The sequence below is a fragment of the Streptomyces sp. DSM 118878 genome, from assembly GCF_052936595.1.
Window position 1 is genome coordinate 4,535,430 of the sequence record NZ_CP193622.1, and the last position, 25,818, is coordinate 4,561,247.

Annotated in this window: 24 protein-coding genes; 13 read left to right on the plus strand and 11 right to left on the minus strand. The window is 68.2% G+C overall.

Features of this window, described 5'->3' with window-relative positions; genetic code table 11:
* Positions 1-73 precede the first annotated feature (73 nt).
* Positions 74-1,156 (minus strand): inositol-3-phosphate synthase, encoded by a 1,083-nt coding sequence (locus tag ACRAKF_RS20145; protein ID WP_447038567.1) that lies wholly within the window; start codon positions 1,154-1,156, stop codon positions 74-76.
* Positions 1,157-1,215: 59 nt separating this feature from the next.
* Positions 1,216-1,902: a helix-turn-helix transcriptional regulator gene (locus ACRAKF_RS20150; RefSeq protein WP_447038568.1), complete on the minus strand. Its 687-nt coding sequence runs from the start codon at positions 1,900-1,902 to the stop codon at positions 1,216-1,218.
* Between the two features lie 372 nt (positions 1,903-2,274).
* On the opposite strand from ACRAKF_RS20150, the gene ACRAKF_RS20155 reads away from it, so the two are divergent.
* Positions 2,275-5,028, plus strand: a complete 2,754-nt coding sequence (locus ACRAKF_RS20155) for a transglycosylase domain-containing protein (protein ID WP_447038569.1) — start codon at positions 2,275-2,277, stop codon at positions 5,026-5,028.
* A gap of 108 nt (positions 5,029-5,136) precedes the next feature.
* A complete protein-coding gene (locus ACRAKF_RS20160; protein WP_447038570.1) occupies positions 5,137-6,684 on the plus strand; it encodes a glycosyltransferase family 87 protein in 1,548 nt (515 codons plus the stop codon).
* Positions 6,685-6,764: 80 nt separating this feature from the next.
* On the opposite strand, the gene ACRAKF_RS20165 is transcribed toward ACRAKF_RS20160, so the two are convergent.
* From ACRAKF_RS20165 to ACRAKF_RS20175, 3 genes are all read right to left on the minus strand, one after another.
* On the minus strand, positions 6,765-7,796 hold the full coding sequence (locus tag ACRAKF_RS20165) for an alanine racemase (protein ID WP_447038571.1): 1,032 nt from the start codon (positions 7,794-7,796) through the stop codon (positions 6,765-6,767).
* Between the two features lie 66 nt (positions 7,797-7,862).
* Complete coding sequence (locus ACRAKF_RS20170; protein ID WP_447038572.1) at positions 7,863-8,984, minus strand: lipid II:glycine glycyltransferase FemX; 1,122 nt, start codon at positions 8,982-8,984, stop codon at positions 7,863-7,865.
* A 147-nt stretch (positions 8,985-9,131) separates the two neighbouring features.
* Positions 9,132-9,449 (minus strand): hypothetical protein, encoded by a 318-nt coding sequence (locus ACRAKF_RS20175; protein ID WP_447038573.1) that lies wholly within the window; start codon positions 9,447-9,449, stop codon positions 9,132-9,134.
* Positions 9,450-9,717: 268 nt separating this feature from the next.
* Here ACRAKF_RS20175 and rpsF point away from each other — a divergent pair, with 268 nt between their 5' ends.
* The 4 genes from rpsF to rplI all read left to right on the plus strand — a co-directional run bounded on the left by rpsF (position 9,718) and on the right by rplI (position 11,464).
* On the plus strand, positions 9,718-10,008 hold the full coding sequence (gene rpsF / locus ACRAKF_RS20180) for a 30S ribosomal protein S6 (protein ID WP_016644628.1): 291 nt from the start codon (positions 9,718-9,720) through the stop codon (positions 10,006-10,008).
* Between the two features lie 77 nt (positions 10,009-10,085).
* A complete protein-coding gene (locus tag ACRAKF_RS20185) occupies positions 10,086-10,691 on the plus strand; it encodes a single-stranded DNA-binding protein (protein ID WP_447038574.1) in 606 nt (201 codons plus the stop codon).
* Between the two features lie 71 nt (positions 10,692-10,762).
* A complete protein-coding gene (rpsR, locus tag ACRAKF_RS20190; RefSeq protein ID WP_003949403.1) occupies positions 10,763-10,999 on the plus strand; it encodes a 30S ribosomal protein S18 in 237 nt (78 codons plus the stop codon).
* An 18-nt stretch (positions 11,000-11,017) separates the two neighbouring features.
* The gene (rplI, locus tag ACRAKF_RS20195; RefSeq protein WP_447038575.1) at positions 11,018-11,464 is read left to right on the plus strand and encodes a 50S ribosomal protein L9; all 447 of its coding nucleotides are present in this window, start codon (positions 11,018-11,020) and stop codon (positions 11,462-11,464) included.
* A gap of 145 nt (positions 11,465-11,609) precedes the next feature.
* Here rplI and ACRAKF_RS20200 read toward each other — a convergent pair whose 3' ends face one another.
* On the minus strand, positions 11,610-12,947 hold the full coding sequence (locus ACRAKF_RS20200; RefSeq protein ID WP_447038576.1) for an MATE family efflux transporter: 1,338 nt from the start codon (positions 12,945-12,947) through the stop codon (positions 11,610-11,612).
* 460 nt (positions 12,948-13,407) lie between these two features.
* Here ACRAKF_RS20200 and dnaB point away from each other — a divergent pair, with 460 nt between their 5' ends.
* Positions 13,408-14,880 carry a replicative DNA helicase gene (gene dnaB, locus ACRAKF_RS20205; RefSeq protein WP_447038577.1) on the plus strand — a complete coding sequence of 491 codons (1,473 nt, stop codon included), beginning with the start codon at positions 13,408-13,410 and terminating at the stop codon, positions 14,878-14,880.
* A 1,098-nt stretch (positions 14,881-15,978) separates the two neighbouring features.
* Here dnaB and ACRAKF_RS20210 read toward each other — a convergent pair.
* Entirely contained in the window at positions 15,979-16,452 is a 474-nt protein-coding gene (locus tag ACRAKF_RS20210) for a MarR family winged helix-turn-helix transcriptional regulator (protein ID WP_447038578.1), read from the minus strand.
* 82 nt (positions 16,453-16,534) lie between these two features.
* Here ACRAKF_RS20210 and ACRAKF_RS20215 point away from each other — a divergent pair, with 82 nt between their 5' ends.
* From ACRAKF_RS20215 to ACRAKF_RS20225, 3 genes are all read left to right on the plus strand, one after another.
* Complete coding sequence (locus ACRAKF_RS20215; protein WP_447038579.1) at positions 16,535-17,473, plus strand: quinone oxidoreductase family protein; 939 nt, start codon at positions 16,535-16,537, stop codon at positions 17,471-17,473.
* A gap of 448 nt (positions 17,474-17,921) precedes the next feature.
* Entirely contained in the window at positions 17,922-19,076 is a 1,155-nt protein-coding gene (locus ACRAKF_RS20220) for a N(5)-(carboxyethyl)ornithine synthase (protein ID WP_447038580.1), read from the plus strand.
* 156 nt (positions 19,077-19,232) lie between these two features.
* Positions 19,233-20,609, plus strand: a complete 1,377-nt coding sequence (locus ACRAKF_RS20225) for a serine hydrolase domain-containing protein (RefSeq protein ID WP_447038581.1) — start codon at positions 19,233-19,235, stop codon at positions 20,607-20,609.
* A gap of 173 nt (positions 20,610-20,782) precedes the next feature.
* Here the strand turns inward: ACRAKF_RS20225 and ACRAKF_RS20230 are convergent, their stop codons facing one another.
* Both ACRAKF_RS20230 and ACRAKF_RS20235 read right to left on the minus strand, forming a co-directional pair.
* Positions 20,783-21,235 carry an N-acetyltransferase family protein gene (locus ACRAKF_RS20230; protein ID WP_447038582.1) on the minus strand — a complete coding sequence of 151 codons (453 nt, stop codon included), beginning with the start codon at positions 21,233-21,235 and terminating at the stop codon, positions 20,783-20,785.
* A 64-nt stretch (positions 21,236-21,299) separates the two neighbouring features.
* Positions 21,300-21,758, minus strand: coding sequence for a MarR family winged helix-turn-helix transcriptional regulator (locus ACRAKF_RS20235; RefSeq protein WP_447038583.1), 459 nt, complete (start codon positions 21,756-21,758; stop codon positions 21,300-21,302).
* Positions 21,759-21,899: 141 nt separating this feature from the next.
* Between ACRAKF_RS20235 and ACRAKF_RS20240 the strand changes: the two genes are divergently transcribed.
* Both ACRAKF_RS20240 and ACRAKF_RS20245 read left to right on the plus strand, forming a co-directional pair.
* The gene (locus ACRAKF_RS20240) at positions 21,900-23,114 is read left to right on the plus strand and encodes an MFS transporter (RefSeq protein ID WP_447038584.1); all 1,215 of its coding nucleotides are present in this window, start codon (positions 21,900-21,902) and stop codon (positions 23,112-23,114) included.
* 45 nt (positions 23,115-23,159) lie between these two features.
* The gene (locus ACRAKF_RS20245; protein ID WP_447038585.1) at positions 23,160-23,579 is read left to right on the plus strand and encodes a GlcG/HbpS family heme-binding protein; all 420 of its coding nucleotides are present in this window, start codon (positions 23,160-23,162) and stop codon (positions 23,577-23,579) included.
* Between the two features lie 93 nt (positions 23,580-23,672).
* Here ACRAKF_RS20245 and ACRAKF_RS20250 read toward each other — a convergent pair whose 3' ends face one another.
* The gene (locus tag ACRAKF_RS20250) at positions 23,673-24,542 is read right to left on the minus strand and encodes a GNAT family N-acetyltransferase (RefSeq protein WP_447038586.1); all 870 of its coding nucleotides are present in this window, start codon (positions 24,540-24,542) and stop codon (positions 23,673-23,675) included.
* 5 nt (positions 24,543-24,547) lie between these two features.
* Entirely contained in the window at positions 24,548-25,096 is a 549-nt protein-coding gene (locus tag ACRAKF_RS20255) for a DUF2269 family protein (RefSeq protein ID WP_447038587.1), read from the minus strand.
* Between the two features lie 76 nt (positions 25,097-25,172).
* On the opposite strand from ACRAKF_RS20255, the gene ACRAKF_RS20260 reads away from it, so the two are divergent.
* A complete protein-coding gene (locus ACRAKF_RS20260) occupies positions 25,173-25,808 on the plus strand; it encodes an HAD family hydrolase (RefSeq protein WP_447038588.1) in 636 nt (211 codons plus the stop codon).
* The last annotated feature ends 10 nt before the right edge of the window (positions 25,809-25,818 follow it).

Sequence of the window (25,818 nt, forward strand, 5' to 3'; positions counted from 1 at the left end):
GGGGACTGACATGCGAGGAGGGCCCCCGAGCGCGATGCCCGGGGACCCTCGACGCGCGGCAAGGAAGGGGCGCTTAGCGCTCGACCTCGCCCTTGATGAACTTCTCGACGTTGTCGTACGCCTCGTCGTCGAAGTACTGGACCGGCGGGGACTTCATGAAGTACGACGACGCGGAGAGGATCGGGCCGCCGACACCGCGGTCCTTGGCGATCTTCGCGGCGCGCAGGGCGTCGATGATGACACCCGCCGAGTTCGGGGAGTCCCAGACCTCGAGCTTGTACTCCAGGTTCAGCGGGACGTCACCGAAGGCGCGGCCTTCGAGGCGGACGTACGCCCACTTGCGGTCGTCGAGCCACGCGACGTAGTCCGACGGGCCGATGTGGACGTTGTCCTCGCCCAGGTCGCGGTCGCGGATCTGCGAGGTGACGGCCTGCGTCTTCGAGATCTTCTTCGACTCGAGGCGGTCACGCTCCAACATGTTCTTGAAGTCCATGTTGCCGCCGACGTTCAGCTGCATGGTGCGCTCGAGGCGGACACCGCGGTCCTCGAACAGCTTCGCCATCACACGGTGCGTGATGGTGGCGCCGACCTGCGACTTGATGTCGTCGCCGACGATCGGGACACCGGCCTCGGTGAACTTGTCCGCCCACTCCTTGGTGCCGGCGATGAAGACCGGCAGAGCGTTGACGAACGCGACCTTGGCGTCGATGGCGCACTGCGCGTAGAACTTCGCGGCGTCCTCGGACCCGACGGGCAGGTAGCAGACGAGGACGTCGACCTTGCGGTCCTTGAGGATCTGGACGATGTCGGCCGGGGCCTCGTCGGACTCCTCGATGGTCTGGCGGTAGTACTTGCCCAGGCCGTCGAGGGTGTGGCCGCGCTGGACGGTGACGCCCTTGCTCGGCACGTCGCAGATCTTGATGGTGTTGTTCTCGCTGGCGCCGATGGCATCCGAGAGGTCGAGGCCGACCTTCTTCGCGTCGACGTCGAAGGCGGCGACGAACTCGACGTCACCGACGTGGTACTCGCCGAACTGGACGTGCATCAGGCCCGGGACCTTGGCGTCCGGGTCGGCGTCCTTGTAGTACTCGACGCCCTGGACCAGCGAGGCGGCGCAGTTGCCCACGCCGACGATGGCTACGCGAACCGAACCCATTCCGGTTGCTCCCTGTGTGATCTCGGTATTCCGGATGAGACCCGGCGGAATGCTGGGTCTCACTTGGTGGGGTCATCGGACGGATCCGGCGGCGGGTCGTTCTCCCGCCGCCGGGGCAGGCCCGCCGACTCCCCGGATGTGCTGTCCTGCTGAGCGGAACCCTGGGAGGCGGACCGTTGCTGGTCCCGCCCCGCGCGTTCGCTCTCGATGAGCTCGTTCAGCCAGCGCACTTCGCGCTCCACGGACTCCATGCCGTGCCGCTGGAGCTCAAGCGTGTAGTCGTCGAGGCGCTCCCGGGTACGGGCCAGGGAGGCGCGCATCTTCTCCAGACGCTCTTCGAGGCGGCTGCGGCGGCCCTCGAGCACCCGCATGCGTACGTCCCGCGAGGTCTGGCCGAAGAAGGCGAAGCGGGCGGCGAAGTGCTCGTCCTCATACGCGTCGGGGCCGGTCTGCGAGAGCAGGTCCTCGAAGTGTTCCTTACCTTCCGCCGTCAACCGATAGACGATCTTGGCGCGACGCCCTGTGAGTGGAGCGGCGAGGGCGTCGTCGGGAGTGCTCCCCGTTTCCTCGATCAACCAGCCGTTGGCGACCAGCGTCTTGAGGCAGGGGTAGAGCGTCCCGTAGCTGAAGGCGCGGAACACTCCCAGCGATGTATTGAGGCGTTTTCGCAGCTCATAGCCGTGCATCGGGGACTCGCGGAGCAGTCCGAGGACGGCGAATTCCAGGATGCCGGAGCGCCTGCTCATCTTCGCCTCCCGTCTGCCGCGGTCCTTCAGTACGGCCTTTATGCCGAGCTGATGTATCGACTCGATACATCGAGACGATAGAACGGTGATCGGGCCGAAACAAGAGGGGGCACGGTGAACGGCGTCACATCACCGATTCGTAGGAAGGAACTTGCCTGATTTGGGGTGAACTTCGGCTCTAGGAGGTTTTGACGGTGCGTAGTCTGTGCGCCATGTATGCCACCGGGAACCATGTGACGCCAGGGAGCGTCGTCGTCCCTGGTGTAGTGCGGGTGGGCGCCGGAACGGGCGCATCCGCACTTCGGGGGGACCGGAAACCAGCCGCCGTTTCCAGGCGCGGACAGCTGCGCCTGCCCGAGGAGTAATCGTTCGATGAGCGAGCACCGTCGCAAACCGCCGCAGCCGCAGGGCGGCGGACGCGCCGCGGCCAGGCGTGGCGCCCCAGGAGTGCCGTCGGGCCGCCGCGCGGCCCCGCGAGATGCCACCGGATCGCCTTCTTCCTCCCATGAGCCGCACGGAGCCGGGGCCGAAGACGGCGGAGACCGTCCCTACGGCGGCCGGGCCGAGGCCCGGCGCGCCGCCCAGCGCAGCGGCTCGGTCGGCGCGAACGTCGGCCGCCGCCGGGCTGCCGAGGGCGCCGGTGGTGGGCGCGGCGCCGGCGGTGGCCGTCGTGGCGGAGGAGGAGCCGGGGGCGCCGGTGGAGCCGGGCGCGGCAGGGGCCGTGGTCCGCAGCCGTCCGGCAAGAAGCGATTCATCGACTATCCGCGCGCGGGCAGGCGGGGCGCACGGCGCTGGGTGCCGTCGTGGCGTCTGGTCTCCGGCCTGTTCCTCGGCTTCCTCGGCAGCTTGATGGCGGTCGCCGGCATCTCGTACGCCCTGGTGGAGGTGCCGGAGGTCGACAAGGCCGCCACGGCTCAGAACAACGTCTACTTCTGGGACGACAAAACGCAGATGGTCGCGACGGGCGGTGAGCGCAACCGGCAGATCATCGACTACGACGACATCCCCGAAGAGATGCGCTACGCCGTCATGTCGGCGGAGAACAAGACGTTCGAGGACGACAAGGGCGTCGACCCCATGGGCATCACGCGTGCCCTGGTCAACATGGCCAAGGGCGGGCAGACCCAGGGTGGCTCCACGATCACCCAGCAGTACGTGAAGAACGCGCGCCTGGGCGACCAGTCGCAGACGTTCACCCGTAAGTTCAAAGAGCTCTTCATCTCCATAAAGGTCGGCCGGACCGTCTCCAAGGAAAACATCATGGCCGGCTACCTCAACACCGCCTATTACGGGCGTGGGGCGTACGGCATCCAGGCGGCAGCCCGGGCGTACTTCGACAAGGAAGCCAAGGAGCTCAACCCGAGCGAGTGCGCTCTCCTCGCGACGGTGCTCAAGGGCGCCACGTACTACGACCCCGCCGGTGCCCCCGAGATCGACCCCGCGGCCAGCAAGGAAGACAACACCGCGCGCGCCAAGAAGCGGTGGAAGTGGATCCTCGACGAAGAGGTCAAGGACGGCCATCTGACGGAGGAACGGCGGAACAAGTACACGACGTTCCCCAAGCTTCAGAACCCGCGGTCCAACGTCGACCTGGCCGGTCAGACCGGTTATCTCGTGGACCTGGCCAAGGCGTACGTCATCAAGAACACCGACATCACTGAGCAGGAACTCCGGCAGGGCGGCTACGAGATCCACACGACCTTCAACAAGGCGAAGGTCAAGGCGCTCGAGAAGTCGGTGAACAAGGTCCGCAAGGCCAAGATCAAGCCGAAGGAGCGTCCGGACAAGGACACGCACGTCCAGTTCGGCGGCGCCTCCGTGGATCCGGAGGACGGCGCGATCAAGGCCATCTACGGCGGTGAGGACGCGACGAAGCACTTCACCAACAACGCCGACCAGACCGGTGCGCAGGTCGGTTCGACGTACAAGCCGTTCGTGCTGGCCGCGGCCTTCAAGTACGGCGTGCGCGACCCCGAGGGCCCCGAGGAGCAGGGCGACGCCCAGCGAACGATCGCCAACCCGAAGAGCCTGTACAGCGGCAAGAACGAGCTCAAGATCCAGAACTACGACGGGAGCGTCTGGACCGACCGCGACGGCAAGCAGTGGAACCAGAAGAACGACGGCGACCAGTCGTACAACCGGCCGACCTTCCAGATCAACCTGCGTGAGGCGATGCGGGAGTCGGTCAACTCGGCGTATGTGCAGCTCGGCATGGACGTCGGCCTGGACAAGGTCAAGCAGACGGCCATGGAGGCCGGCCTCCAGGACGACACCTCCATGGCCAGCGCCAACTACCCGTCCTTCTCGCTCGGCACCTCGTCACCGAGCGCGATCCGCATGGCCGGGGCGTACTCGACGTTCGCTGCCAGCGGCAAGCAGAACGATCCGTACTCGGTCTCCGAGGTCCGGCACAAGGGCAACTCGGTCTACACGCACCCGAAGAAGACCGAGCAGGCCTTCTCTCCGGAGGTGGCCGACAACGTCACCGACGTGCTGAGGACCGTCGTGGAGAAGGGCACCGGAACCTCGGCCCAGCTCGGCGACCGGCAGGTGGCCGGCAAGACCGGCACGACCGACGGCAACAAGTCCGCCTGGTTCGTCGGATACACCCCCCAGCTGTCGACGGCGGTCAGCATGTACCGGCTCGACGACGACGAGACCAACAAGAAGCGCCAGTTCCTGGAGATGTTCGGCACGGGTGGTGAGGCGAAGATCCACGGCGCCTCGTTCCCCGCGCAGATTTGGCAGGACTACATGAAGCAGGCGCTCAAGAACGTGCCTCCGAAGCCCTTCCCGGTACCGGAGCCGATCGGTGACATCGTCGGCGAGACGCCGCCTCCGCCGCCGTCCCCGTCCGCGACCGAGGAGGAGACGAAGGAGCCTTCGTCGCCGACACCCTCGGAGACCGAGACGACGAAACCGCCCACGAAGTCGCCCGAGCCCAGCGACACCTGCGACCAGTTCGACTGGGACTGCAACCACAACGGTGGCGCGGACGGTGGGGGCCAGAACGGCGGTCCGGGTGGCGGTCCGGGCAATGGTCCGGGTGGTGGTCCGGGCGGCGAGTCGCCATCGGCCTCGGAGGATCCGCCGGGCCAAGAGGACGGTGGAGGCATCTTCGGCTGACGCCGACCGTCGGGTCGAGCCCGCCCCGTCGATGTTTCACGTGAAACGAGGACCGTCGCACCGACCGGTGCGGCGGTCCTCTCCGCGTTCCCAGCCGTGTACGGCAGGATGTCGGGCATGCCCAGTGCAGACCCCAGCGCCGGCCCCGGCGCAGAGACACCGAGCACGAGCCGGTACGAACCGGTGCGACCGCAGGAGCCGGAGCCGGTACGGCCGACGAAGGAGGATGAGGTCGCCCGGGCCGGCAGCGAGCTGATCGGCGGCCCCATCGGCCGGAGAGTGCTGTACGCGGCGACCCGGTGGTCCCCCGTACGCATCATCGCGCTGATCGCGATCGGGATGTTCGCGATCGGGATGGTCCAGAAGATGCCGTGCTACAACGGCGCGTGGTTCGTCGGAGCCAGCTCCCAGTACACGCACGCGTGCTACTCCGACATCCCGCATCTCTACCAGGGACGCGGCTTCGCAGACGGCCTCGTGCCGTACTTCGACAAGCTCCCCGGTGACATGGAGTACCTCGAATACCCGGTGCTGACCGGGGTGTTCATGGAGGTGGCTTCCTGGGTGACGCCCGGCAGCGGCTCCATGCAGCACCAGGAGAAGATCTACTGGATGGTCAACGCCGGGATACTGATGGCCTGCGTGGCGGTCGTCGCCGTCTGTGTCGCGCGTACGCACCGGCGCCGCCCCTGGGACGCGCTCCTGGTCGCCCTCGCCCCCGCACTGGCGCTGACGGCCACCATCAACTGGGATCTGCTCGCCGTCGCCTTCTCGTCCGCGGCGATGCTGATGTGGTCACGCTCGCGCGCCCTGGCCTTCGGTGTGCTGCTCGGGCTCGCCACGGCCGCCAAGCTGTACCCCTTCCTGCTGCTCGGGCCCCTGCTGATCCTCTGCTGGCGTGCGGGACGGTGGCGGGAGTTCGGGGCCGCGCTGCTCGGTACGGCGGGGATCTGGCTGGTGGTCAACCTGCCGGTGATGCTGTTCGCGGGCGACGGCTGGTCGAAGTTCTACTCCTTCAGCAAGGAGCGCCCCGTCGACTTCGGCTCCTTCTGGCTGATCCTCTCCCAGCGCATGGACTCGCCGCTGAGCACCGAGACGGTCAACGTCCTCGCCATGGCGTTGATGCTCCTCGCCTGCCTGGGCGTCGGCGCGCTCGGGCTGACCGCGCCGCGCCGGCCGCGCTTCGCGCAGCTCGCCTTCCTGCTGGTGGCCGCCTTCATCCTCACCAACAAGGTCTACTCACCGCAGTACGTCCTGTGGCTCATCCCCCTCGCCGCGCTCGCCAGGCCACGCTGGCGCGACTTCCTGATCTGGCAGGCGTGCGAGGTCGCGTACTTCCTCGGGATCTGGATGTACCTGGCGTACACGACCAGCGGAGACGCCCACAAGGGGCTGCCCACCGAGGGCTACCAGGCGGTGATCGCCGTCCACCTGCTGGGCACGCTGTACCTGTGCGCCGTGGTCGTACGGGACATCCTGATGCCGGAGCGGGACGTGGTCCGGCGGAGCGGGGACGACGATCCCTCGGGCGGTGTCCTGGACTCCGCCGAGGACGTCTTCGTGCTGGGGGCCGCGGCCTACCCGGCGCGGACCACGGTGCACTCCACCACGGGGCCCACCGTGAAGTGGGGAACGGCCACCGAGCTGCCTCGCTGAACGGCTCACGGACGAAGGGGCCGGACGCGACGTGAGTCGTGTCCGGCCCCTTCGGCGTACCTACGGGGTGCCCTGGAGCCTCAGCGGTCGACCATCCGGTCGAACTGGGTCGTGGTGTGCCGCAGGTGGGCCACCAGCTCCTCACCGACCTTCGGCTCCGGTGCGTCGGAGGGCACGAAGAGGATGGACACCTGCATGTGCGGCGGCTCCGCGAACCAGCGCTGCTTCCCCGCCCAGACGAACGGCGAGAGGTTGCGGTTGACGGTCGCGAGGCCCGCGCGGGCCACGCCCTTGGCGCGCGGCATCATGCCGTGCAGCGCCTTCGGGGCCTCCAGGCCGACGCCGTGCGAGGTGCCGCCCGCGACGACCACCAGCCAGCCGTCGGAGGCCACCTTCTGCTGGCGGTAGCCGAAGCGATCCCCCTTGGCGACCGTGGTGACGTCGAGGACGGCGCCGCGGTACTCGGTGGCCTCGTGGTCGCCGAGCCAGAGGTTCGTGCCGATGCGCGCGCGAAAGCGTGTCTGCGGGAACTGCTGCTGGAGACGGACCAGTTCACCGGCCTTGAGGTGGCTGACGAACATCGTGTGCAGCGGAAGACGCGCCGCGCGCAGGCGGTCCATCCAGCCGATGACCTCCTCGACGGCGTCCGAGCCGTCGGTGCGGTCCAGCGGCAGGTGGAGGGCGAAGCCCTCGAGACGTACGTCCTCGATGGCGGCGTGCAGCTGCGGCAGGTCCTGCTCGCTGACGCCGTGGCGCTTCATCGAGGACATGACCTCGATGACCACGCGGGCGCCCACGAGGCCGTGCACGCCGTCGAGCGACGAGACGGAGCGGATGACGCGGTCGGGCAGCGGAACAGGCTCCTCGCCCCGCCGGAACGGCGTCAGGACCAGCAGGTCGCCACCGAACCAGTCCTTGATCCGGGCCGCTTCGTAGGTGGTGCCCACGGCGAGGATGTCGGTGCCGAAGCGCGTGGCTTCCTCGGCCAGGCGCTCATGCCCGAAGCCGTAGCCGTTGCCCTTGCAGACCGGGACGATGCCCGGAAACTGCTCCAGCACGTGCTTGTGGTGTGCCCGCCAGCGCGCGGTGTCGACATAGAGCGTGAGCGCCATGGCTGGATCCCGGACCTTTCTCGTGTCTGCGGTCTAGTCAGAGGTGTGGAAGGGAATTGTGCGGGATCAGCGGCGTGACATGTAGATGTCGAGCGCCTTGTGCAGCAGCTTGTTGAGCGGGAAGTCCCACTCGCCGATGTACTCGGCGGCCTCACCGCCGGTGCCCACCTTGAACTGGATCAGGCCGAAGAGGTGGTCCGTCTCGTCCAGGGAGTCGGAGATGCCGCGCAGGTCGTAGACCGTCGCCCCCATGGCGTACGCGTCGCGGAGCATCCGCCACTGCATCGCGTTCGAGGGCCTGACCTCACGCCCGATGTTGTCCGAGGCGCCGTAGGAGTACCAGACGTGTCCACCGACGACGAGCATCGTGGCGGCCGAGAGGTTCACGCCGTTGTGCCGCGCGAAGTACAGCCGCATGCGGTTGGGGTCCTCGGAGTTGAGGGCCTGCCACATCTGCTGGAAGTAGCCGAGGGGCCGCGGGCGGAACTTGTCGCGGGTGGCCGTGATCTCGTAGAGACGCTGCCACTCGGCGAGGTCCTGGTAGCCGCCCTGGACGACCTCGACGCCGGCCTTCTCGGCCTTCTTGATGTTCCGTCGCCAGAGCTGGTTGAAGCCCTTCTGGACCTCGTCCAGGGAGCGGTTGGCCAGCGGCACCTGGAAGACGAAGCGGGGCTGCACGTCGCCGAAGCCGGCGCCGCCGTCCTCGCCCTGCTGCCAGCCCATGCGGCGCAGCCGGTCGGAGACCTCGAAGGCGCGCGGCTCGATGTGCGTCGCCTCGGTGTCGCGCAGGCGCTTCACGTCCGGGTTCTGGATGCCCGCCTTGATCGCCGGAGCGTCCCAGCGGCGGATCACGACGGGCGGGCCCATCTTCACGGAGAAGGCACCCTGCTGCTTGAGGTGCGCCAGCATCGGCTGGAGCCACTCGTCCAGGTTCGGGGCGTACCAGTTGATGACGGGGCCCTCGGGAAGATACGCGAGGTAGCGCTTCAGCTTGGGCAGCTGTCGGTAGAGCACCAGGCCTGCGCCGACCAGCTGGCCGGTCCTGTCGTCGAACCAGCCCAGGTTCTCCGAGCGCCATTCGCTCTTCACGTCAGCCCATGCCGGGACCTGGCAATGACTCGCCGACGGCAGCGTCTGGATATAGGCCAGATGCTGCTCGCGACTGATGGTCCTCAGGGTCAGACTCATTCGGGGCGCTCCTCGGGCTGGTGTGTCCCCATGGGTTCAGGGGCTCCGGCTCTCGCGCCGAAGCCTACTGCGCCCCGGGAGCGCCCCGTCTGGCTGTACACGACCTCGACCCCCGGCCCGCCCGGACCGGGGGTCCCGCGAGGCCGTTCAGACGCCCAGGACTCCGCCGAAGAGCCCGCCGTGCGCCATGCCGAGGAAGAAGCCCATCGCCGAGGCGCCGAGGCCCAGGATCAGGCCGAAGCGCTCGCGGGTCGTCTCGGAGATGTACTGGCCGTACAGGCCCGTGGCGATACCGATCAGACCTGCCCACGAGCTGAGCAGATGCAGATGGTGGAACATCGCCGTCACGAAGGCGACCACTCCGAGCACCAGGGTCACGGCCAGGAGTGTGTCCTGAAGCGGATGGGGCTTGCCGTCCGTGGAGAAGAGGGACGTCGCGGCGTGGGGTCGCATTGCCTGTGCCATGTGAGGCACCTCCTGCGGAAAGACGGCGCATCGTAGCGCCATAGACACCCGATGTGTACAGATTCTCCCCTTTCACCGCCGGATTTCAACCGGAAGCCTCGGGGCGGGTAGTCTGTACCGTCTGCACCGGTGTCTGCCTTGGCCCACGGCATGAGCTCCCGCTCGCGGGAGCCGATTGTCAGTGGCGGCCGATACCGTTGCGTACGCATCACGACCCTCCTGCCACGGAACGACCGTGGCCGCTGAGTCCAAAGGAGGTGGGTTCCACATGCGTCACTACGAAGTGATGGTCATCCTCGACCCCGATCTCGAGGAGCGCGCTGTCTCCCCGTTGATCGAGAACTTCCTCTCCGTCGTCCGTGAGGGCAACGGAAAGGTCGAGAAGGTCGACACCTGGGGCCGTCGTCGTCTGTCCTACGAGATCAAGAAGAAGCCCGAGGGCATCTACTCGGTCATCGACCTTCAGGCCGAGCCTGCGGTCGTCAAGGAGCTCGACCGGCAGATGAACCTGAACGAGTCGGTCCTCCGGACCAAGGTCCTCCGTCCCGAGATGCACTGAGCTTCCAGCTCAGCGGCACCCGGGAATCGAGTAGCAGCAACAAGCAGCCAGCAGCAAACCCGCCGAGAGGTTCCCCCATGGCAGGCGAGACCGTCATCACGGTCGTCGGCAATCTTGTCGACGACCCCGAGCTGCGCTTCACCCCCTCCGGTGCGGCGGTCGCGAAGTTCCGTGTCGCGTCCACCCCCCGCATCTTCGACAAGCAGACCAATGAGTGGAAGGACGGCGAAGGCCTGTTCCTCACCTGCTCGGTCTGGCGTCAGGCGGCGGAGAACGTCGCGGAGTCGCTCCAGCGAGGCATGCGCGTCGTCGTGCAGGGCCGGTTGAAGCAGCGGTCCTACGAGGACCGTGAGGGCATCAAGCGCACGGTCTATGAGCTGGACGTCGAGGAAGTCGGCGCCAGCCTGAAGAACGCCACGGCCAAGGTCACCAAGACCACCGGTCGAGGCGGCCAGGGGGGTTACGGCGGCGGCAGTGGCGGCGGCCAGCAGGGCGGCAACTGGGGCGGAAGCTCCGGCGGCGGTCAGCAGCAGGGTGGCGGTGGCGGTGCTCCCGCCGACGACCCCTGGGCGACCGGTGCGCCGGCCGGTGGCGGCGGTCAGCAGCAAGGCGGCGGCGGTGGCGGCTGGGGCGGAAGCTCCGGCGGCTCCGGTGGCGGCTACTCGGACGAGCCCCCCTTCTAAGCCTCGGGGCCTTCGGGCCACGGGCGAGGGTGGGCCGTAACCCCACTTCTTGATCACACAGGAGATACACCATGGCGAAGCCGCCTGTGCGCAAGCCGAAGAAAAAGGTCTGCGCTTTCTGCAAGGACAAGGTCACGTACGTGGACTACAAGGACACGAACATGCTGCGGAAGTTCATTTCCGACCGCGGCAAGATCCGTGCCCGCCGCGTGACCGGCAACTGCACGCAGCACCAGCGTGACGTCGCCACGGCCGTGAAGAACAGCCGTGAGATGGCGCTGCTGCCCTACACGTCCACCGCGCGATAAGGGAAGGGTGACCGAATAATGAAGATCATCCTCACCCACGAGGTCTCCGGCCTCGGCGCCGCCGGCGAGGTCGTAGACGTCAAGGACGGCTACGCCCGCAACTACCTGATCCCGCGGAACTTTGCGATCCGCTGGACCAAGGGTGGCGAGAAGGACGTCGCGCAGATCCGTCGCGCGCGCAAGATCCACGAGATCGCGACCATCGAGCAGGCCAACGAGGTCAAGGCCCAGCTCGAGGGCGTCAAGGTCCGTCTGGCCGTCCGCTCCGGCGACGCCGGTCGTCTCTTCGGTTCCGTCACCCCGGCCGACGTCGCTTCGGCGATCGAGGCTGCCGGTGGCCCGAAGATCGACAAGCGCCGCGTCGAGCTGGGCTCGCCGATCAAGACCCTGGGCGCCCACGCGACGTCCGTGCGTCTGCACCCCGAGGTTGACGCGAAGGTCAACATCGAGGTCGTCTCCGCCTGAGCACCGCTCTCGGCAGGACTGAGTGAAGGGGCCGCACCCGTTTGGGTGCGGCCCCTTCCTTTCGGGGAGATTCACGTGTCCGCGGAGTTTCACGTGTCGCGGGTTTCACGTGTCCGCGGGTTTCACGTGAAACAGCGGGAAACGGTCAGCGCGTGGCTCCTGTGACGAGCCAGCGGCCGGAGCGGGAGCGCGACCACAGGGTTAGCATGCGCACCGTCATCATCAGGGACATCGCCCCCCACACGGCGGTGAGCCCACCGCCCAGCGTGGGCACCAGCAGGGCCACGGGCGTGAAGACCGCGAGGGTGATCAGCATGGCCCACGCGAGATACGGTCCGTCGCCCGCGCCCATCAGGACACCGTCGAGCACGAAGACGATGCCGCAGATCGGCTGTGCGAGAGCCACCACCACCAAGGCGGGCAGGGCCGCGTCCTGGACGGCGGCATCGCCGGTGAAGAGCGGGATGAACAGCGGCCGGGCGAGGACGATCAACAGGCCGAGGACGACGCCCGAGGCGACGCCCCACTGCACCATGCGACGGCAGACGGCGCGCGCGCCCGCCGGGTCGTCGGCGCCGAGGTACCGTCCGATGATCGCCTGACCGGCGATGGCGATGGCGTCCAGCGCGAAGGCCATCAGGCTCCACAGGGACAGAATGATCTGGTGGGCGGCCACGTCGGCGTCACCGAGCCGGGCGGCCACGGCCGTCGCGATCATCAGGATGGCCCGCAGGGAGAGCGTGCGGACCAGGAGCGGCGCTCCGGCCTGCGCGCACGCACGGATTCCGGCGGCATCGGGGCGCAGCGAGGCACCGTGGCGTCGGGCGCCCCGTACGACGACGAAGAGGTACACGGCGGCCATGCCGCACTGGGCGATGACGGTGCCCCAGGCAGAGCCGGCGATGCCGAGGTCCGCTCCATAGACCAGGCCGAGGTTCAGGACGCCGTTGGCGACGAAGCCGCCGATCGCGACGTACAAGGGAGTCCTGGTGTCCTGGAGGCCGCGCAGCACGCCGGTGGCGGCGAGCACCACGAGCATGGGCGGGATGCCGAGCGAGGAGATCCGCAGATACGTGACGGCGTACGGGGCCGCGGTGTCCGAGGTGCCGAAGAGGTCGACGAGCGCGGGTGCGCTGGGGAGTACGACGGCGATGACCGCCGCGCCGAGCAGCAGCGCGAGCCAGATGCCGTCCATGCCCTGACGGATGGCGGCCGGGAGATCTCCGGCACCCACGCGTCGGGCGACGGCGGCGGTGGTGGCGTAGGCGAGGAAGACGAAGATGCTCACCGCGGTCGTGAGGAGGGCCGAGGCGACGCCGAGTCCGGCCAGTTGCGCGGTGCCGAGATGGCCGACGATGGCGCTGTCGGCGAGTACGAAAAGGGGTTCGGCGACCAGCGCGCCGAAGGCGGGTACGGCGAGCGCGATGATCTCTCGGTCGTGCCTGCGTCGGTCGGCCTTGGGCGCGGCGGAAGCCTGTGTCATGAGCACCAATCTAATCTTCCACAGGTAAGAGATGCAACGTCTTTGGGCCCCTTACTCTGACCCCGGGTGAACGCTCCGTGGCAGGCCGTTCGCAAGGAACTTCGCCAGACTGGGAAACTTTTTCTCCTGCACAGCCGGTGGACGGGAAAACCGCAGGTCAGCCAGGTGTTTTTGGCGGAGCTGAGTGCTTGTTCACAGGGCTGTCCACCGAGCCGTGCACAGGTTTCCCCGAGTTCTCCACAGCAACGGGCCCGTCATCCACAGCGCCTGTGGATAACCAGATTGGCTGACGGTGCCCGCGGGCCTACCGTGGTCCGGCGCCCGCCTCGTCGGACGACCTCGGAAACCCCGCGAAAACAACGCGTCAGAACCGGAGTCGGGCCCCCGTATTTGTCAGTGTCGTGCCTTAGGAAAGAGGGGCACGGCGAGGTCCGCTCGGCGGACGGGAGGAGGTGGCCCGGTGAGTATCTCCGAGCCTTTGGACGACCCCTGGGCCGACAGCGGTCCCAGTGACCGTCTGCCCGTCTCCCGTCAGCGCCGCGACGGAGGCCGGGGCCGCGACGAGCAGCATGAGCGGGGCCGCGAGAGCGGCTGGGACGGCGGCTCGTCCTTCGAGCGCGTCCCCCCGCAGGACCTCGACGCCGAGCAGTCCGTGCTCGGCGGCATGCTGCTCTCCAAGGACGCCATCGCCGACGTCGTCGAGGTCCTCAAGGGCCATGACTTCTACCGCCCCGCGCACGAGACGATCTACGCCTCGATCCTCGACCTGTACGCGAAGGGCGAGCCGGCCGACCCCATCACGGTCGCGGCCGACCTCACCAAGCGGGGGGAGATCACCAAGGTCGGTGGCGCATCGTATCTGCACACATTGGTGCAGACGGTCCCGACCGCGGCGAACGCCGAGTACTACGCGGAGATCGTCCACGAGCGCGCGGTCCTGCGCCGTCTCGTGGAGGCCGGCACCCGCATCACCCAGATGGGATACGCGGCCGACGGCGACGTCGACGAGATCGTCAACAGCGCCCAGGCCGAGATCTACGCGGTCACCGAGCAGCGCACCGCCGAGGACTATCTGCCGCTCGGCGACATCATGGAGGGCGCCCTCGACGAGATCGAGGCGATCGGTTCGCGGTCCGGGGAGATGACCGGTGTGCCGACCGGCTTCACGGACCTCGATCAGCTCACCAACGGCCTGCACCCGGGCCAGATGATCATCATTGCCGCGCGTCCCGCCATGGGTAAGTCGACGCTGGCGCTGGACTTCGCGCGCGCCTGCTCGATCAAGCACAACATGCCGAGCGTGATCTTCTCGCTCGAAATGGGGCGCAACGAGATCGCGATGCGTCTGCTGTCCGCCGAGGCCCGGGTGGCGCTGCACCACATGCGGTCCGGGACGATGACGGACGAGGACTGGACCCGGCTGGCCCGCCGCATGCCGGACGTCTCGGCCGCCCCGCTCTACATCGACGACTCCCCGAACCTGTCGATGATGGAGATCCGCGCGAAGTGCCGCCGGCTCAAGCAGCGCAATGACCTGAAGCTCGTCGTCATCGACTATCTCCAGCTGATGCAGTCCGGCGGATCCAAGCGGTCCGAGAGCCGACAGCAGGAGGTTTCGGACATGTCACGAAACCTGAAGCTCCTTGCCAAGGAGCTGGAGCTGCCGGTGATCGCGCTCTCCCAGCTGAACCGTGGCCCCGAGCAGCGCACCGACAAGAAGCCCATGGTCTCCGACCTCCGTGAATCCGGTTCGATCGAGCAGGACGCCGACATGGTGATCCTGCTGCACCGCGAGGACGCGTACGAGAAGGAATCACCGCGCGCCGGTGAGGCCGACATCATCGTGGGCAAGCACCGTAACGGCCCGACGGCGACGATCACGGTCGCCTTCCAGGGGCACTACTCCCGCTTCGTGGACATGGCGCAGACCTGATCCTGTTCGTCCATGGCGGACGTTCCGTTGGTACAAGGGCCAGAAGCACTACTCGGGGACCTACTGGTCGGCGACGATGCGCGACCACGTGATCTATGAGTCGCGCCTGGAACTGTCGCGCTTGCTCTTCGCCGACTTCGATTCGTCTGTACGCGGCATCGTGGCCCAGCCCTTCCTGCTGAAGACGATGCTGGAGGGGAGGTCTGCCGTCACATCCCGGACCATCTCCTGCTCGCTGGGCAGGTTCCGGTGGTTGTCGACGTCAGGCCGTTGCGCCGGTTGTCCAAGCCCGAGGTGGCGTTCACATTCGACTGGACCCGCCAGGCGGTGGAGTCGCGGGTATGGAAGTACGAGGTCTGGAGCGAGCCTCCGGCCGTGGAACTGGAGAACATCCGGTTCCTGGCGGGCTACCGCAGAGACTGGCTGCTCAGCGCTCTCAAGTCTTGGAGGAGCTCCGGGAGGTTGACCTTGACGGGCTCCTCCTGGGGCAGGTTCGCGGGCTGCCTGCCGGACCGTCCGGGGACCCAAGTTCGTTCTGCCATCCATCATTTGCTCTGGACGCAAACTTTCATCACTGATCTTGACCGGCCACTCAGCCCATCGCACGGGCAGACTTCTCCCGCAGAGTGCTGACCGACCTCGCCAAGGAGTACGGCATCCCGCTCCGCGAGGGCCCACAGGACGCCCTCGCGGAGGAGCAAGCCACGACGCCGCCCTCCGCGCCGGCGAGCAAGCCACCGGCATCCCTGCCGTCCTACGTGACGCTCTCACGAGCCTCTACGGCCGACAGCGACTCGAGCGCTTCGTCGCCGCCCTGCCCTGCCCCACCGTCATTGAAGCGGCCCGAGCCCTTGGCATTCACCAGCGACGCTGGTGACCCAGATCAACCGCCTGGAGAAAGGCCTGGGCCGACCCCAACGCGGCCGCAGGATGAGACCTACCCGGTTCGGCAGGAGCGTTGCCGCAGCGGCGCGAGTGTCCGGCTCCGGAACGTGACCATGGAAGGCGCCGGCCGAGAATGTGGACACCATGCTGAGGCTTCCTGACCTGAGGGTGGGACGGCTGCCTCGCTGTCTTCCCGGCATGCGTGACGAGCTGCTATTCGCCACCTGGGCCGGTTTCAGCGCAGGGCTCTTCCTGCTGGATTATGCGCGCGAGGAGGCCCATGAGCTGGGTCCGCTCGGCAGGCGTCAAGACAGCGGTCAGCTCATCGTTCGCCTCACGGCCCAGTTTCTCCGTCTGAAGCAGGCGACGTTTCCCGCTAGGCGAGAGGGCAATGGCGTTCTTGCGACGGTCCTTGGCGTCCGGCGTGCGGGCCACGAGGCCATCGCTCTGGAGGTCGTTGAGGATCGCGACCATGTCCTTGGGATCGATGCTCAGGCTGCGGCCCAGCTCGGCCTGAGATACGGGACCCAGTTCGGCGACTGCCGACAGGACCGCATGGTGCATCATCCGCATGCCCACCTGAGCGAGGGCTTCGGCGACGAGCCGGTGCCCCCGAGCCGCGGCACGGCCCAGGAGCCAGCTGGGAAGGGAGCGAATACGGGCGGGAGCGCGGGTGGTCTCGGACATGGGGACAGGCTAACCAGAAAATCGTTGGGGGTCCCTACGACCTTTCGCTATCGTTGGGTCTCCCAATGACATGGAGGTGTGCATGCGTCGGGTTCGTTTTTATGAGTACGGCGGTCCGGAAGTGCTCCGCGTCGAAGATGCGGAGGCCCCCAAGCCCGGCCCGGGGGAACTGCTGATCCGCACGGAAGCCATCGGCGTGACCCTTCCCTCCGTGCGCAAGGTCCGCGGCGAGGACGGCAGGACGCCGCTACCGGGAGTCCTTGGAGGCGAGGTCGCCGGAACGGTGATCGCCCTTGGCCCGGCCGTGACGGATTTCGAGGTCGGCGACCGCATCACGTCGCTCACTTTCAGCGGCGGCTCGTATTCCGAACAGGCAATCACCCCCGGCTTCATGGCGAGCCGTATACCGGATGGAGCGAGCGCCGTCCAAGCCGTCGCGCTGGTGCGCAGCGGACACGTCGCCCTCGCCGCCCTCGCCACGGCCCGCCCCCTCGTGAGCGAGTCGGTCCTCATCACGGGCGCCGCGAGCGGAGTGGGGCATCTCGCGGTCCAACTGGCCAAGCTTCAGGGCATTGAACGGGTTGTCGCGGCCGTGAGCTCGCACACCAAGGGGAAATTCCTCCGCGGTCTGGGCGCCGACGAGATCGTGACCTACCACAGCGAGCACTGGGGGGAGCCAGTCGACGTCGTCCTGGACGGAGTCGGCGGAGATCTACTCCCACGTGCGGTCTCCGCCCTTGCACCCGGCGGGCGACTCGTCTTCTTCAACTCGGGCGGAGGAACCGTTCCCGCTTTCGACCTCCTGGCAGGATCGAAAACCATCACCGGTCTCACCATGGCGAGGTTTGCCAACACTCAGCGCGAGCTCTATGACCAGCATGGCGAGGAACTGTGGAAGCTGACCCTGTCCGGGCAGCTGCAACCGGTCGTCCACGCCCAAATTCCGCTGGCTTACGCGGCGCGAGCGCACGAGATCATCGAAGCGCGTGCCAACCTCGGCAAGGTCGTCCTGCTGCCCTGACGGTGAAACTGACCCGCGTCGGGAAACGCGTGGCCGCTGCGGCCAGGAGGAACCCGCAGAGGAAATGACACGGCGATGAGACAGAACCCATGCATGTTCGTCGTGATACTCGACACCCAGCTCGGTGCACGGCGTCCGGACGCCGGGCGGCTGTTCCTGCCCGTGGGGATTGCTGTTCGGCCTGGCCTCGATCGCCCTGATCCAGGTCCGCCGCGACCCGGCCGACTCACGCCCGATCACCGTCGCAGGCTGGCCCTACGCCGCATGCCATGATCACTGTCCGAGCCGTCGGCGGCTCCACGTTTCGCCCGCTGAGTACCCCGGCCGGTCTGCGGTGCTGCCGCACCGGGATCGGGTGCCCACCCCAGGCGTCGGCCCGGAGAAAACACTGCCGACCAAGTCCCCGCGCCCCGGGGTGTGTTACACAGGCAGTAATCAAAGGGGTATTTTGCAGCAGCTCAAGCTCGGAATCATGTCGCAGACCCGTAAAGAGAACGAGCACCGTCTGCCGATCCACCCAGCACACTTCGAACGCATCGACGCCGACCTCCAGGCCTGCATCTACTTGCAGACCGGTTACGGCGAGCACTTCGGTGTCTCGGACCACCAGCTCACACCGTGGGTGGCCGGCTTCCGCTCACGCGAGGAGCTGATCGCGGAGTGTGACGTCATCCTGCTGGCCAAACCGCTGCACGAGGACTTGGCGGAGCTGCGGGACGGGCAGGTGCTGTGGGGGTGGCCGCACTGCGTGCAGGACGAGAAGGTCACGCAGGCCGCCATCGACCGCAGGCTCACGCTGATCGCCTTCGAGGCGATGAACCACTGGACCCGGGAGGGTGGATTCAGCCTCCACGTCTTCCACAAGAACAACGAGCTGGCCGGCTACTCGTCGGTGCTGCACGCCATGCAGCTGACCGGGGCGACCGGTGACTACGGGCGTCGGCGGCGTGCGGTGGTGATGGGCTTCGGCGCCACCGCGCGCGGCGCGGTGACCGCGCTCAGCGCGCTGGGCGTTCACGACGTGGACGTGCTGACCGCTCGCGGCGTCGCCGCCGTGAGCTCACCGATCCACTCGGCCAGGATCGTGCGATTCGACCACGACGTGGCCGACGACACCCTCGACCCGCGACGCAGCAACGCGCTCACCGAGGACGGCCCGGTGCCACTGGCCGAGTTCCTCGCCGGGCACGACATCATCGTCAACTGCGTGCTCCAGGACACCGCGGCGCCGCTGATGTTCCTGATAGAGGAGGACCTGCCGAAGCTCGCGCCCGGCACCCTCGTCATCGATGTCTCCTGCGACGAGGGCATGGGCTTCGCCTGGGCTCGGCCCACCACCTTCAACGAGCCGATGTTCACCGTCGGCGACCACATCAACTACTACGCGGTGGACCACAGCCCTTCGTACCTGTGGGACTCGGCGACCTGGGAGAACAGCCAGGCGCTGATCCCGTTCCTGCGGCCGGTCCTCGAAGGGCCGACCGGCTGGGACGGTGACCGCACGATTCAACGGGCGATCGAGATCCGCGACGGCAAGGTCCAGAACCCGGCGGTCCTGGCCTTCCAGGACCGCGCCGAGCAGTATCCGCACGCGCTGCTCTGAGCCGACGCCGTCCTCCGGTCGGTCGGCGCCGACCGGAGGGCGTCCACGGCAAGGTGGTCACCTACGGCGGCCATCTGAGTGAGGGGACGGCGGTCGGCCTCTGGGCCTCGCCCGAATTCGCTCGACGTGGAAGCGGCTCCCAGGTGCACTGTTCCCATGACGAATCCCCTGGAAGAACTTCTCCCCGCCACCCGCCGGGCCCTGCTGCACCGCATCGCCACCGAACAGACGCAGGGTCGTGCGCCCTCGCTGGTCGCCTCCGTGGGCCGGGACGGCGAGCTGGTGTGGAGCGGCGGCCGCAGCATGGTGGACGGGCACGCGCCGGACGAGAACGTCCAGTACCGCATCGGCTCGATCACCAAGACCTTCACCGCCGTGCTCGTGATGAGGCTGCGGGACGAGGGCCTGCTGAGCCTGGGGGACCCTCTGGAGAAGTACCTGCCCGATACCGGCGTGGGGGAGGTCACGATCGCCGAACTCCTCGCACACACCGGCGGTTTGGCGGCGGAGACCCCGGGTGAGTGGTGGGAGCGCACGCCGGGCTCGACGCGTCCGAAGCTCTCCGACGTCCTGGGCGAGCAGCCCTTCAAGCACCCCGCGGGCCGGCTCCACCACTACTCCAACCCCGGCTATACGTTGCTGGGAGCTCTGGTCGAGGAGGTGCGGGGCGCACCCTGGGCCGAGGTGCTGCGGCGCGAGGTCCTCGTACCGCTGGGTCTGAACCGTACGAGCGCGCAGGCCGAGGCGCCGCACGCCGGGGGTTGGGCCGTGCACCCGTGGGCCGATGTGATGATGCCGGAGCCGGTGGAGGACCTCGGGCTGATGGCCCCGGCCGGGCAGCTGTGGTCCACGACGGCTGACCTGGTGCGCTTCGGAAGCTTCCTGGCGAAGGGTGACGACCGGGTCCTGAGCGCCGAGTCCGTACGTGAAATGCGCACCCCGTCGGCGCCGTCGCAGCCGGAGAGCCGGGAGAGGGCCTATGGTCTCGGCCTGGACCTGCTGATGTACGACGGGATCGACCTGGCGGGCCATACGGGTTCGCTGCCGGGATTCCTGGCGGGGCTCTGGGTGAGCGAGCGGGACGGCGTGACCGCAGTCGCGCTCGCCAACTGCACCTCGGGGCCGCTGGTGGCCAAGCTCGCCGCGGACCTGGTGAAGATCGTCGTCGAGGCCGAGCCGCGCATCCCCGCACCATGGCGGCCTCTGTCCGAAGTGGACGAGAAGGTCCTGGAGCTGGCCGGGCCCTGGTACTGGGGCACTCAGGTCCTCGCGCTCCGGCTCACGGCCGACGGTGGCGTGGAGCTGGGCCCGCTGTCCGGCGCGGGGCGCCAGGCGCGGTTCCGCGCCAACGGTGACGGCACGTGGATGGGGCTCAACGGCTACTACGCGGGGGAGCTGTTGCAGGCGGTGCGCACGGCGGACGGTTCGGTGAGCCATCTCAACCTGGGGTCGTTCGTCTTCACGCGCGAGCCGTACGACAAGGGGGCGCCGATCCCCGGCGGCGTGGATCCGCAGGGGTGGCGCGGCTTCTGACCCCGTAGACCGACCTGGATAGGCCGGGTGGCCCCGGGCGAGGGAGCGTTTCACGTGAAACGCCAGGCCATGTTTCACGTGAAACAGCAGACCACGCATCATGCGAAACCGCAGGCTATGTTTCACGTGAAACAGTCCATCACTCTGATCCAACGCACTCGTACGGCGCCGCCTCAGAGCTGCAGCTTGAATCCCACATGTGACGCGGTGAACCCAAGCCGCTCATAGAACCGGTGGGCATCGGTGCGAGTGGCGTCGGAGGTCAGCTGGACCAACTGGCAGCCCTGGCGGCGCGATTCGTCGACGGCCCACTCGATGAAGCGGGTGCCGAGCCCGCTGCCTCGCTCGTCGGCGTGGACGCGCACTCCCTCGATGATCGACCGCGTCGCCCCCTTGCGGGAGAGGCCCGGCACGATCGTGAGTTGAAGTGTGCCGACCACGCGCCCTTCGCGCACGGCGACGACCAGGTGCTGATTCGGGTCGACGTCCAGACGCTCGAATGCCGTGACGTACGGGGTGAGGTCGTCCGGCGATTCACGCGTTGCGCCCAAGGGGTCGTCGGCGAGCATGGCCACGATGGCCGACAGGTCGCCGACGACGGCTGGGCGTATCTCAAGATCTCCCATGGGCGCAGCATAGGGGGAGGCGTGCCGGCACGAGGCGGCTCCTCGGGGTTGGCCGTCCGCCCCTCTAGGCCGGTACGCGGAGGGTCTCGACGGCCCTGACCAGCGGGGCGAGCTCCGGCTTCTGCGCCGCCTCGTCGAGCGCCTCGCGCAGGGCCGCGTCGTTGGTCGGGCGCGCTTCGGCGAGGAGCGCGATGCCTGACTCGCTGACGTCCGTGTAGATGCCGCGACGGTCGGTGGGGCACAGGTAGCGGGCGAGGAGCCCGCGGTCCTCGAGGCGGGTGACCAGGCGGGTGGTTGCGCTCTGGCTGAGTACCACGGCGTCCGCGACCTGCTTCATCTGAAGGTGCCCGCCCTCACCGTCGTGCTGGCGGCTGAGGACGTCGAGCAGGGAGTACTCGCGCACGCTCAGCCCGTGCTCGGCCTGGAGTGCGCGCTCGATGTGGGTCTCGATCTGCCCGTGGAGCAGGGAGAGCGCGCACCAGCCCTGAGCGAGGCCGGTGAGTGCGGGGTCGGTCGCTGTCATGGCTCTTCATTCCTCCGTCCCGGAGTGGCTACGGCCCAGGGTAATCCACGGGCGCGATATACGGCGCTTGCATTTAACCCGCGTCTGCAATTATTGTGGGCGCTCGTTAAGCGCACCCGCAATCGTTTGGAAGGTAGATCCATGCCTCTCGCGCTACTGGCCCTCGCGATCGGGGCCTTTGGGATCGGGACCACGGAGTTCGTGATCATGGGGCTCCTGCCCGAGGTCGCGGGCGACTTCGGTGTCTCCATCCCGACCGCCGGCTTCCTCGTGACCGGCTACGCCCTGGGCGTGGTCCTCGGCGCCCCGCTGATGACCGTGCTCGGCACCAAGATCTCGCGCAAGCGGATGCTGATGCTGCTGATGGGCCTGTTCGTCGTCGGCAACCTCCTCTCCGCCGTCGCACCCGTCTTCGGCGTGATGCTGGCGGGCCGCGTCGTGGCCTCTCTCGCCCACGGCGCCTTCTTCGGCATCGGCTCCGTCGTCGCGGCCGAGCTGGTCGCCCCGGAGAAGAAGGCCGGCGCGATCGCCATGATGTTCACTGGCCTGACCGTGGCCAACGTCGTCGGTGTGCCGCTCGGCACCCTCGTCGGCCAGACGCTCGGCTGGCGCATCACCTTCACGATCGTCGCCGCTCTCGGCGTCATCGGGCTCGCGGGCATCGCCAAGCTCGTCCCGGACCTGCCCAAGCCCGAAGGCGGGCGGCTCCGCCACGAACTGGCGGCCTTCCGCAACGTACAGGTGCTCCTGGCCATGGCGATGACCGTCCTCGGCTTCGGCGGGGTCTTCGCGGCCGTCACCTACCTGGCGCCGATGATGACGGACGTCGCCGGTTACGCGGACTCCTCCGTGACCTGGCTGCTCGTCCTCTTCGGCCTCGGCATGGTCACCGGCAACCTGATCGGCGGGAAGTTCGCCGACCGGGCGCTGATGCCCCTGCTCTTCGTCTCGCTGAGCGGCCTGACCGTCGTGCTGGCGCTGTTCACGTTCACCGCGCACAACAAGATCGCCGCAGCCGTGACGATCACGCTGATCGGCGCCCTGGGCTTCGCGACCGTACCGCCGCTCCAGAAGCGCGTCCTCGACCAGGCGTCCGGTGCCCCCACCCTCGCCTCGGCCGTCAACATCGGCGCCTTCAACCTCGGCAACGCCCTGGCGGCCTGGCTCGGCGGCATCGTCATCGCCGCGGGCCTCGGATACACCGCCCCCAACTGGGTGGGCGCCGCCCTCGCAGGCTCGGCCCTGCTCCTCGCCATCCTCTCGGCCGTGCTGGAGCGCCGCTCCGCCGTCACCCTCCCGAGCCTGGTCGTGACCGGCGCGGCACCTGTCGAACAGGCGACGCCCGTCCACCACTGACCACCCCATCCCCCCACCAGCGCCATCCCTGAAGGAGAAACACCCATGAGCACCACCGCTGTCGCCCCGCTGACCACCGAGGACGCAGAGGCGCTCGTCGGCGCGGCACGTCGCGCGGCCGAGGCGGCCGGCGTCACCGTCAGCGTCAGCGTCCTCGACGCGGGCGGCCACCTCCTCGCCTTCCGGCGTGACGACCGGGCCGTGCTGATCTCCGGCGAGACCAGCACCCGCAAGGCGTACACCGCCCTCCAGCTGAACGCCCCGACCGCCGACCTGGTCGACGCGGTGCAGCCCGGCGGTCTCTTCCACACCCTTCCCACCGCTCTTGACCGGCCGCTGCTCTTCATCGCGGGCGGCGTACCGGTCCACCGCGAGGGTCGGCTGATCGGCGCGATCGGTGTCGGCGGCGGTGCGCCGGAGCAGGACCACGGCTTCGCGACGGCGGCCGTGGAAGTCCTCGTGTAACTCCGCGAACGGGTGCGAACAGAAAGGCCCGCCCTCGCATGCCGGTGATTCCCGGCGGTCGAGGGCGGGCCTTCTCGCGTCGTGCGGGCCGCGTCAGCCGGCCGCCACCGTCAGCGGCGCGAAGCGGCGGGTCCAGTCGCCGGGCAGCTCCGGGATGCCGTGGGCCATCACCGCGTTGAAGGCGATGTGTTCGAGACCGCTCTCCTTCACCCACGCCAGCAGCTCTTCGTGCCGTACGTCGATGTCGGTGCGCAGGGGGCGGTCGCTGTGAGCGCCGAGCGAGGCGATGAGCGACTTCGCGGTCTCGGTGTCACGGGCGATGAGCGGGCCGACGACATGGGTCTCCATGTTCGGCCAGGCGCCCGCGTACCCGATGATCTCGCCGTCGGACACCGCGACCCGCAACTGGTCGGTGAAGGCAGGCAGCCGGGTGATCACATGGGTGCGGTCGTGGCCGAAAACCTCGGTGTCGAGCCGCAGGATGGCGCTCAGATCCTCCGCGGTGGCAGGGCGGGTGTCCACGGCGGGGAGTGGGCCCGCGGGGGCGAAGCGGCCGCAGACCATCTCGGCCCGCCCGATCACCTTGAAGCCGAGCTGCTCGTAGAGCGGCCGCCCGTGCGGTGTCGCGTGGAGGGTCAGCGGTGTGGTGGCCTCCGCCTCGACGGCGTACCGCATCAGGCTGCGTCCGATGCCTTGGCGGGCGTATCGCTCGGCGACCAGGACCATGCCGATCGCCGCGAGATCGGGTCGCTCCAAGGGGCCGTACCGGGTCACGACGTAGGCACCGATGAGGCCGTTGCCGTCGGGGTCGTCGATGCCGTAGCCCGTTCCGGCCGACAACAGATAGCCCCATTTGTGTTCTTCGCGAGGCCAGCCCCGGTCCTCGGAGAGGTCGGCGCAGAACGTCACATCGCGGGGGGTGAGCCGGCGGATGGGCAGAGCGGAGAGGGAAGGTGTCGACACCCGGATCAGGCTGTCTGACGTACGACCTCGGCGTCCACCCGTTTGTGGGCAGAACCACGTTGTTTTCCACGTTGCTTCTGCCCACGCCGGGTGAGACCCCAGGGCTTGAGCACCGAAAGGACCGTCATGAACGCATAGGCGGCGAGTGAGACGAGCGGGCCGGCGATCAGACCGGCCGCGTCGGTGATCGGCTCGCCCGCGGCCACGGTCGTGACCGTCTCGTTGATGCCGGGACGCAGCGCGAAGGCGGAGGCGGCGGTGGTGATCAGGGTCAGCCAGAACTTCGTGTAGACCCAGCGGTGCCTGGCGAGGCCCCATGGCGTGCCCACGGAGAGCAGCAACCCGCTCAGGAGCGTGAGCACAGCGAGTGGCAGTACGAGCCAGTCGGAGAAGACCTTCATGGAGCGCACGGCGGCCTCGGTGGCCGCGGGGGACTCCGTCACGAGCGCGGTGAGGGCGAGAGCGGCCAGGCCGAGCGTGAGCCCGAGCCAGCCGGCTGCGCCGACTACATGGACGACCAGGGTGGCCCGACGAGCGGGGCGGCTTAGTTTCACGTGAAACACCGTGCCGACCGGGGCGGAATCCGTCGTCTGACCGCGGAAGTAATCGTGGGTACTAGCCTCGGCGTACATGGCACGCCTTCACCTCTTCGACCTGGACGGGACGCTGCTGTACGGCACGGCCGCTCCCGTACTGATCTCGCGGCAGCTCGGCCTGGACGCGGAGATCGCCGCGCTTGAGCGTGGATTCGTCGCGGGACACATCGACTCGCCGGAGTACGCGGTGCGGGTGCACGCCCTGTGGGCGGAGCTCACGGACGCACAGGTGACGGCCGCCTTCGAGTGCGCGCCCTGGCTGTCCGGGATCCGGGAGACGTGGGCCGAGATCCGGGAAGGCGGGGACTACTGCGCGGTGGTGTCCCTCTCGCCGTCCTTCTTCGTCGAACGGCTCACCGCGTGGGGAGCGCATGCCGCGCACGGCTCACGCTTCCCCGCCGTACCGTTCACGGAGCCGGTGGAGCCGACGGGCATTCTCAACGCGGCCGCCAAGGTGGAGATCACGAACCGCCTCTGTGCGGACTTCGGAGTGAGCATCAGCGACTGTGTCGCGTACGGGGACTCGCTCTCCGACCTGGAGCTGTTCGCCGCGGTGCCGGTGTCGGTCGCCGTCAACGCCGATCCGCGGCTGGTGAGCCTGGCGACCCACACCTATGTCGGCCAGGACCTTCGCAAGGCCTACGCATTGGTGCGGGGCGGCGATATCTGAGGCGATCGTG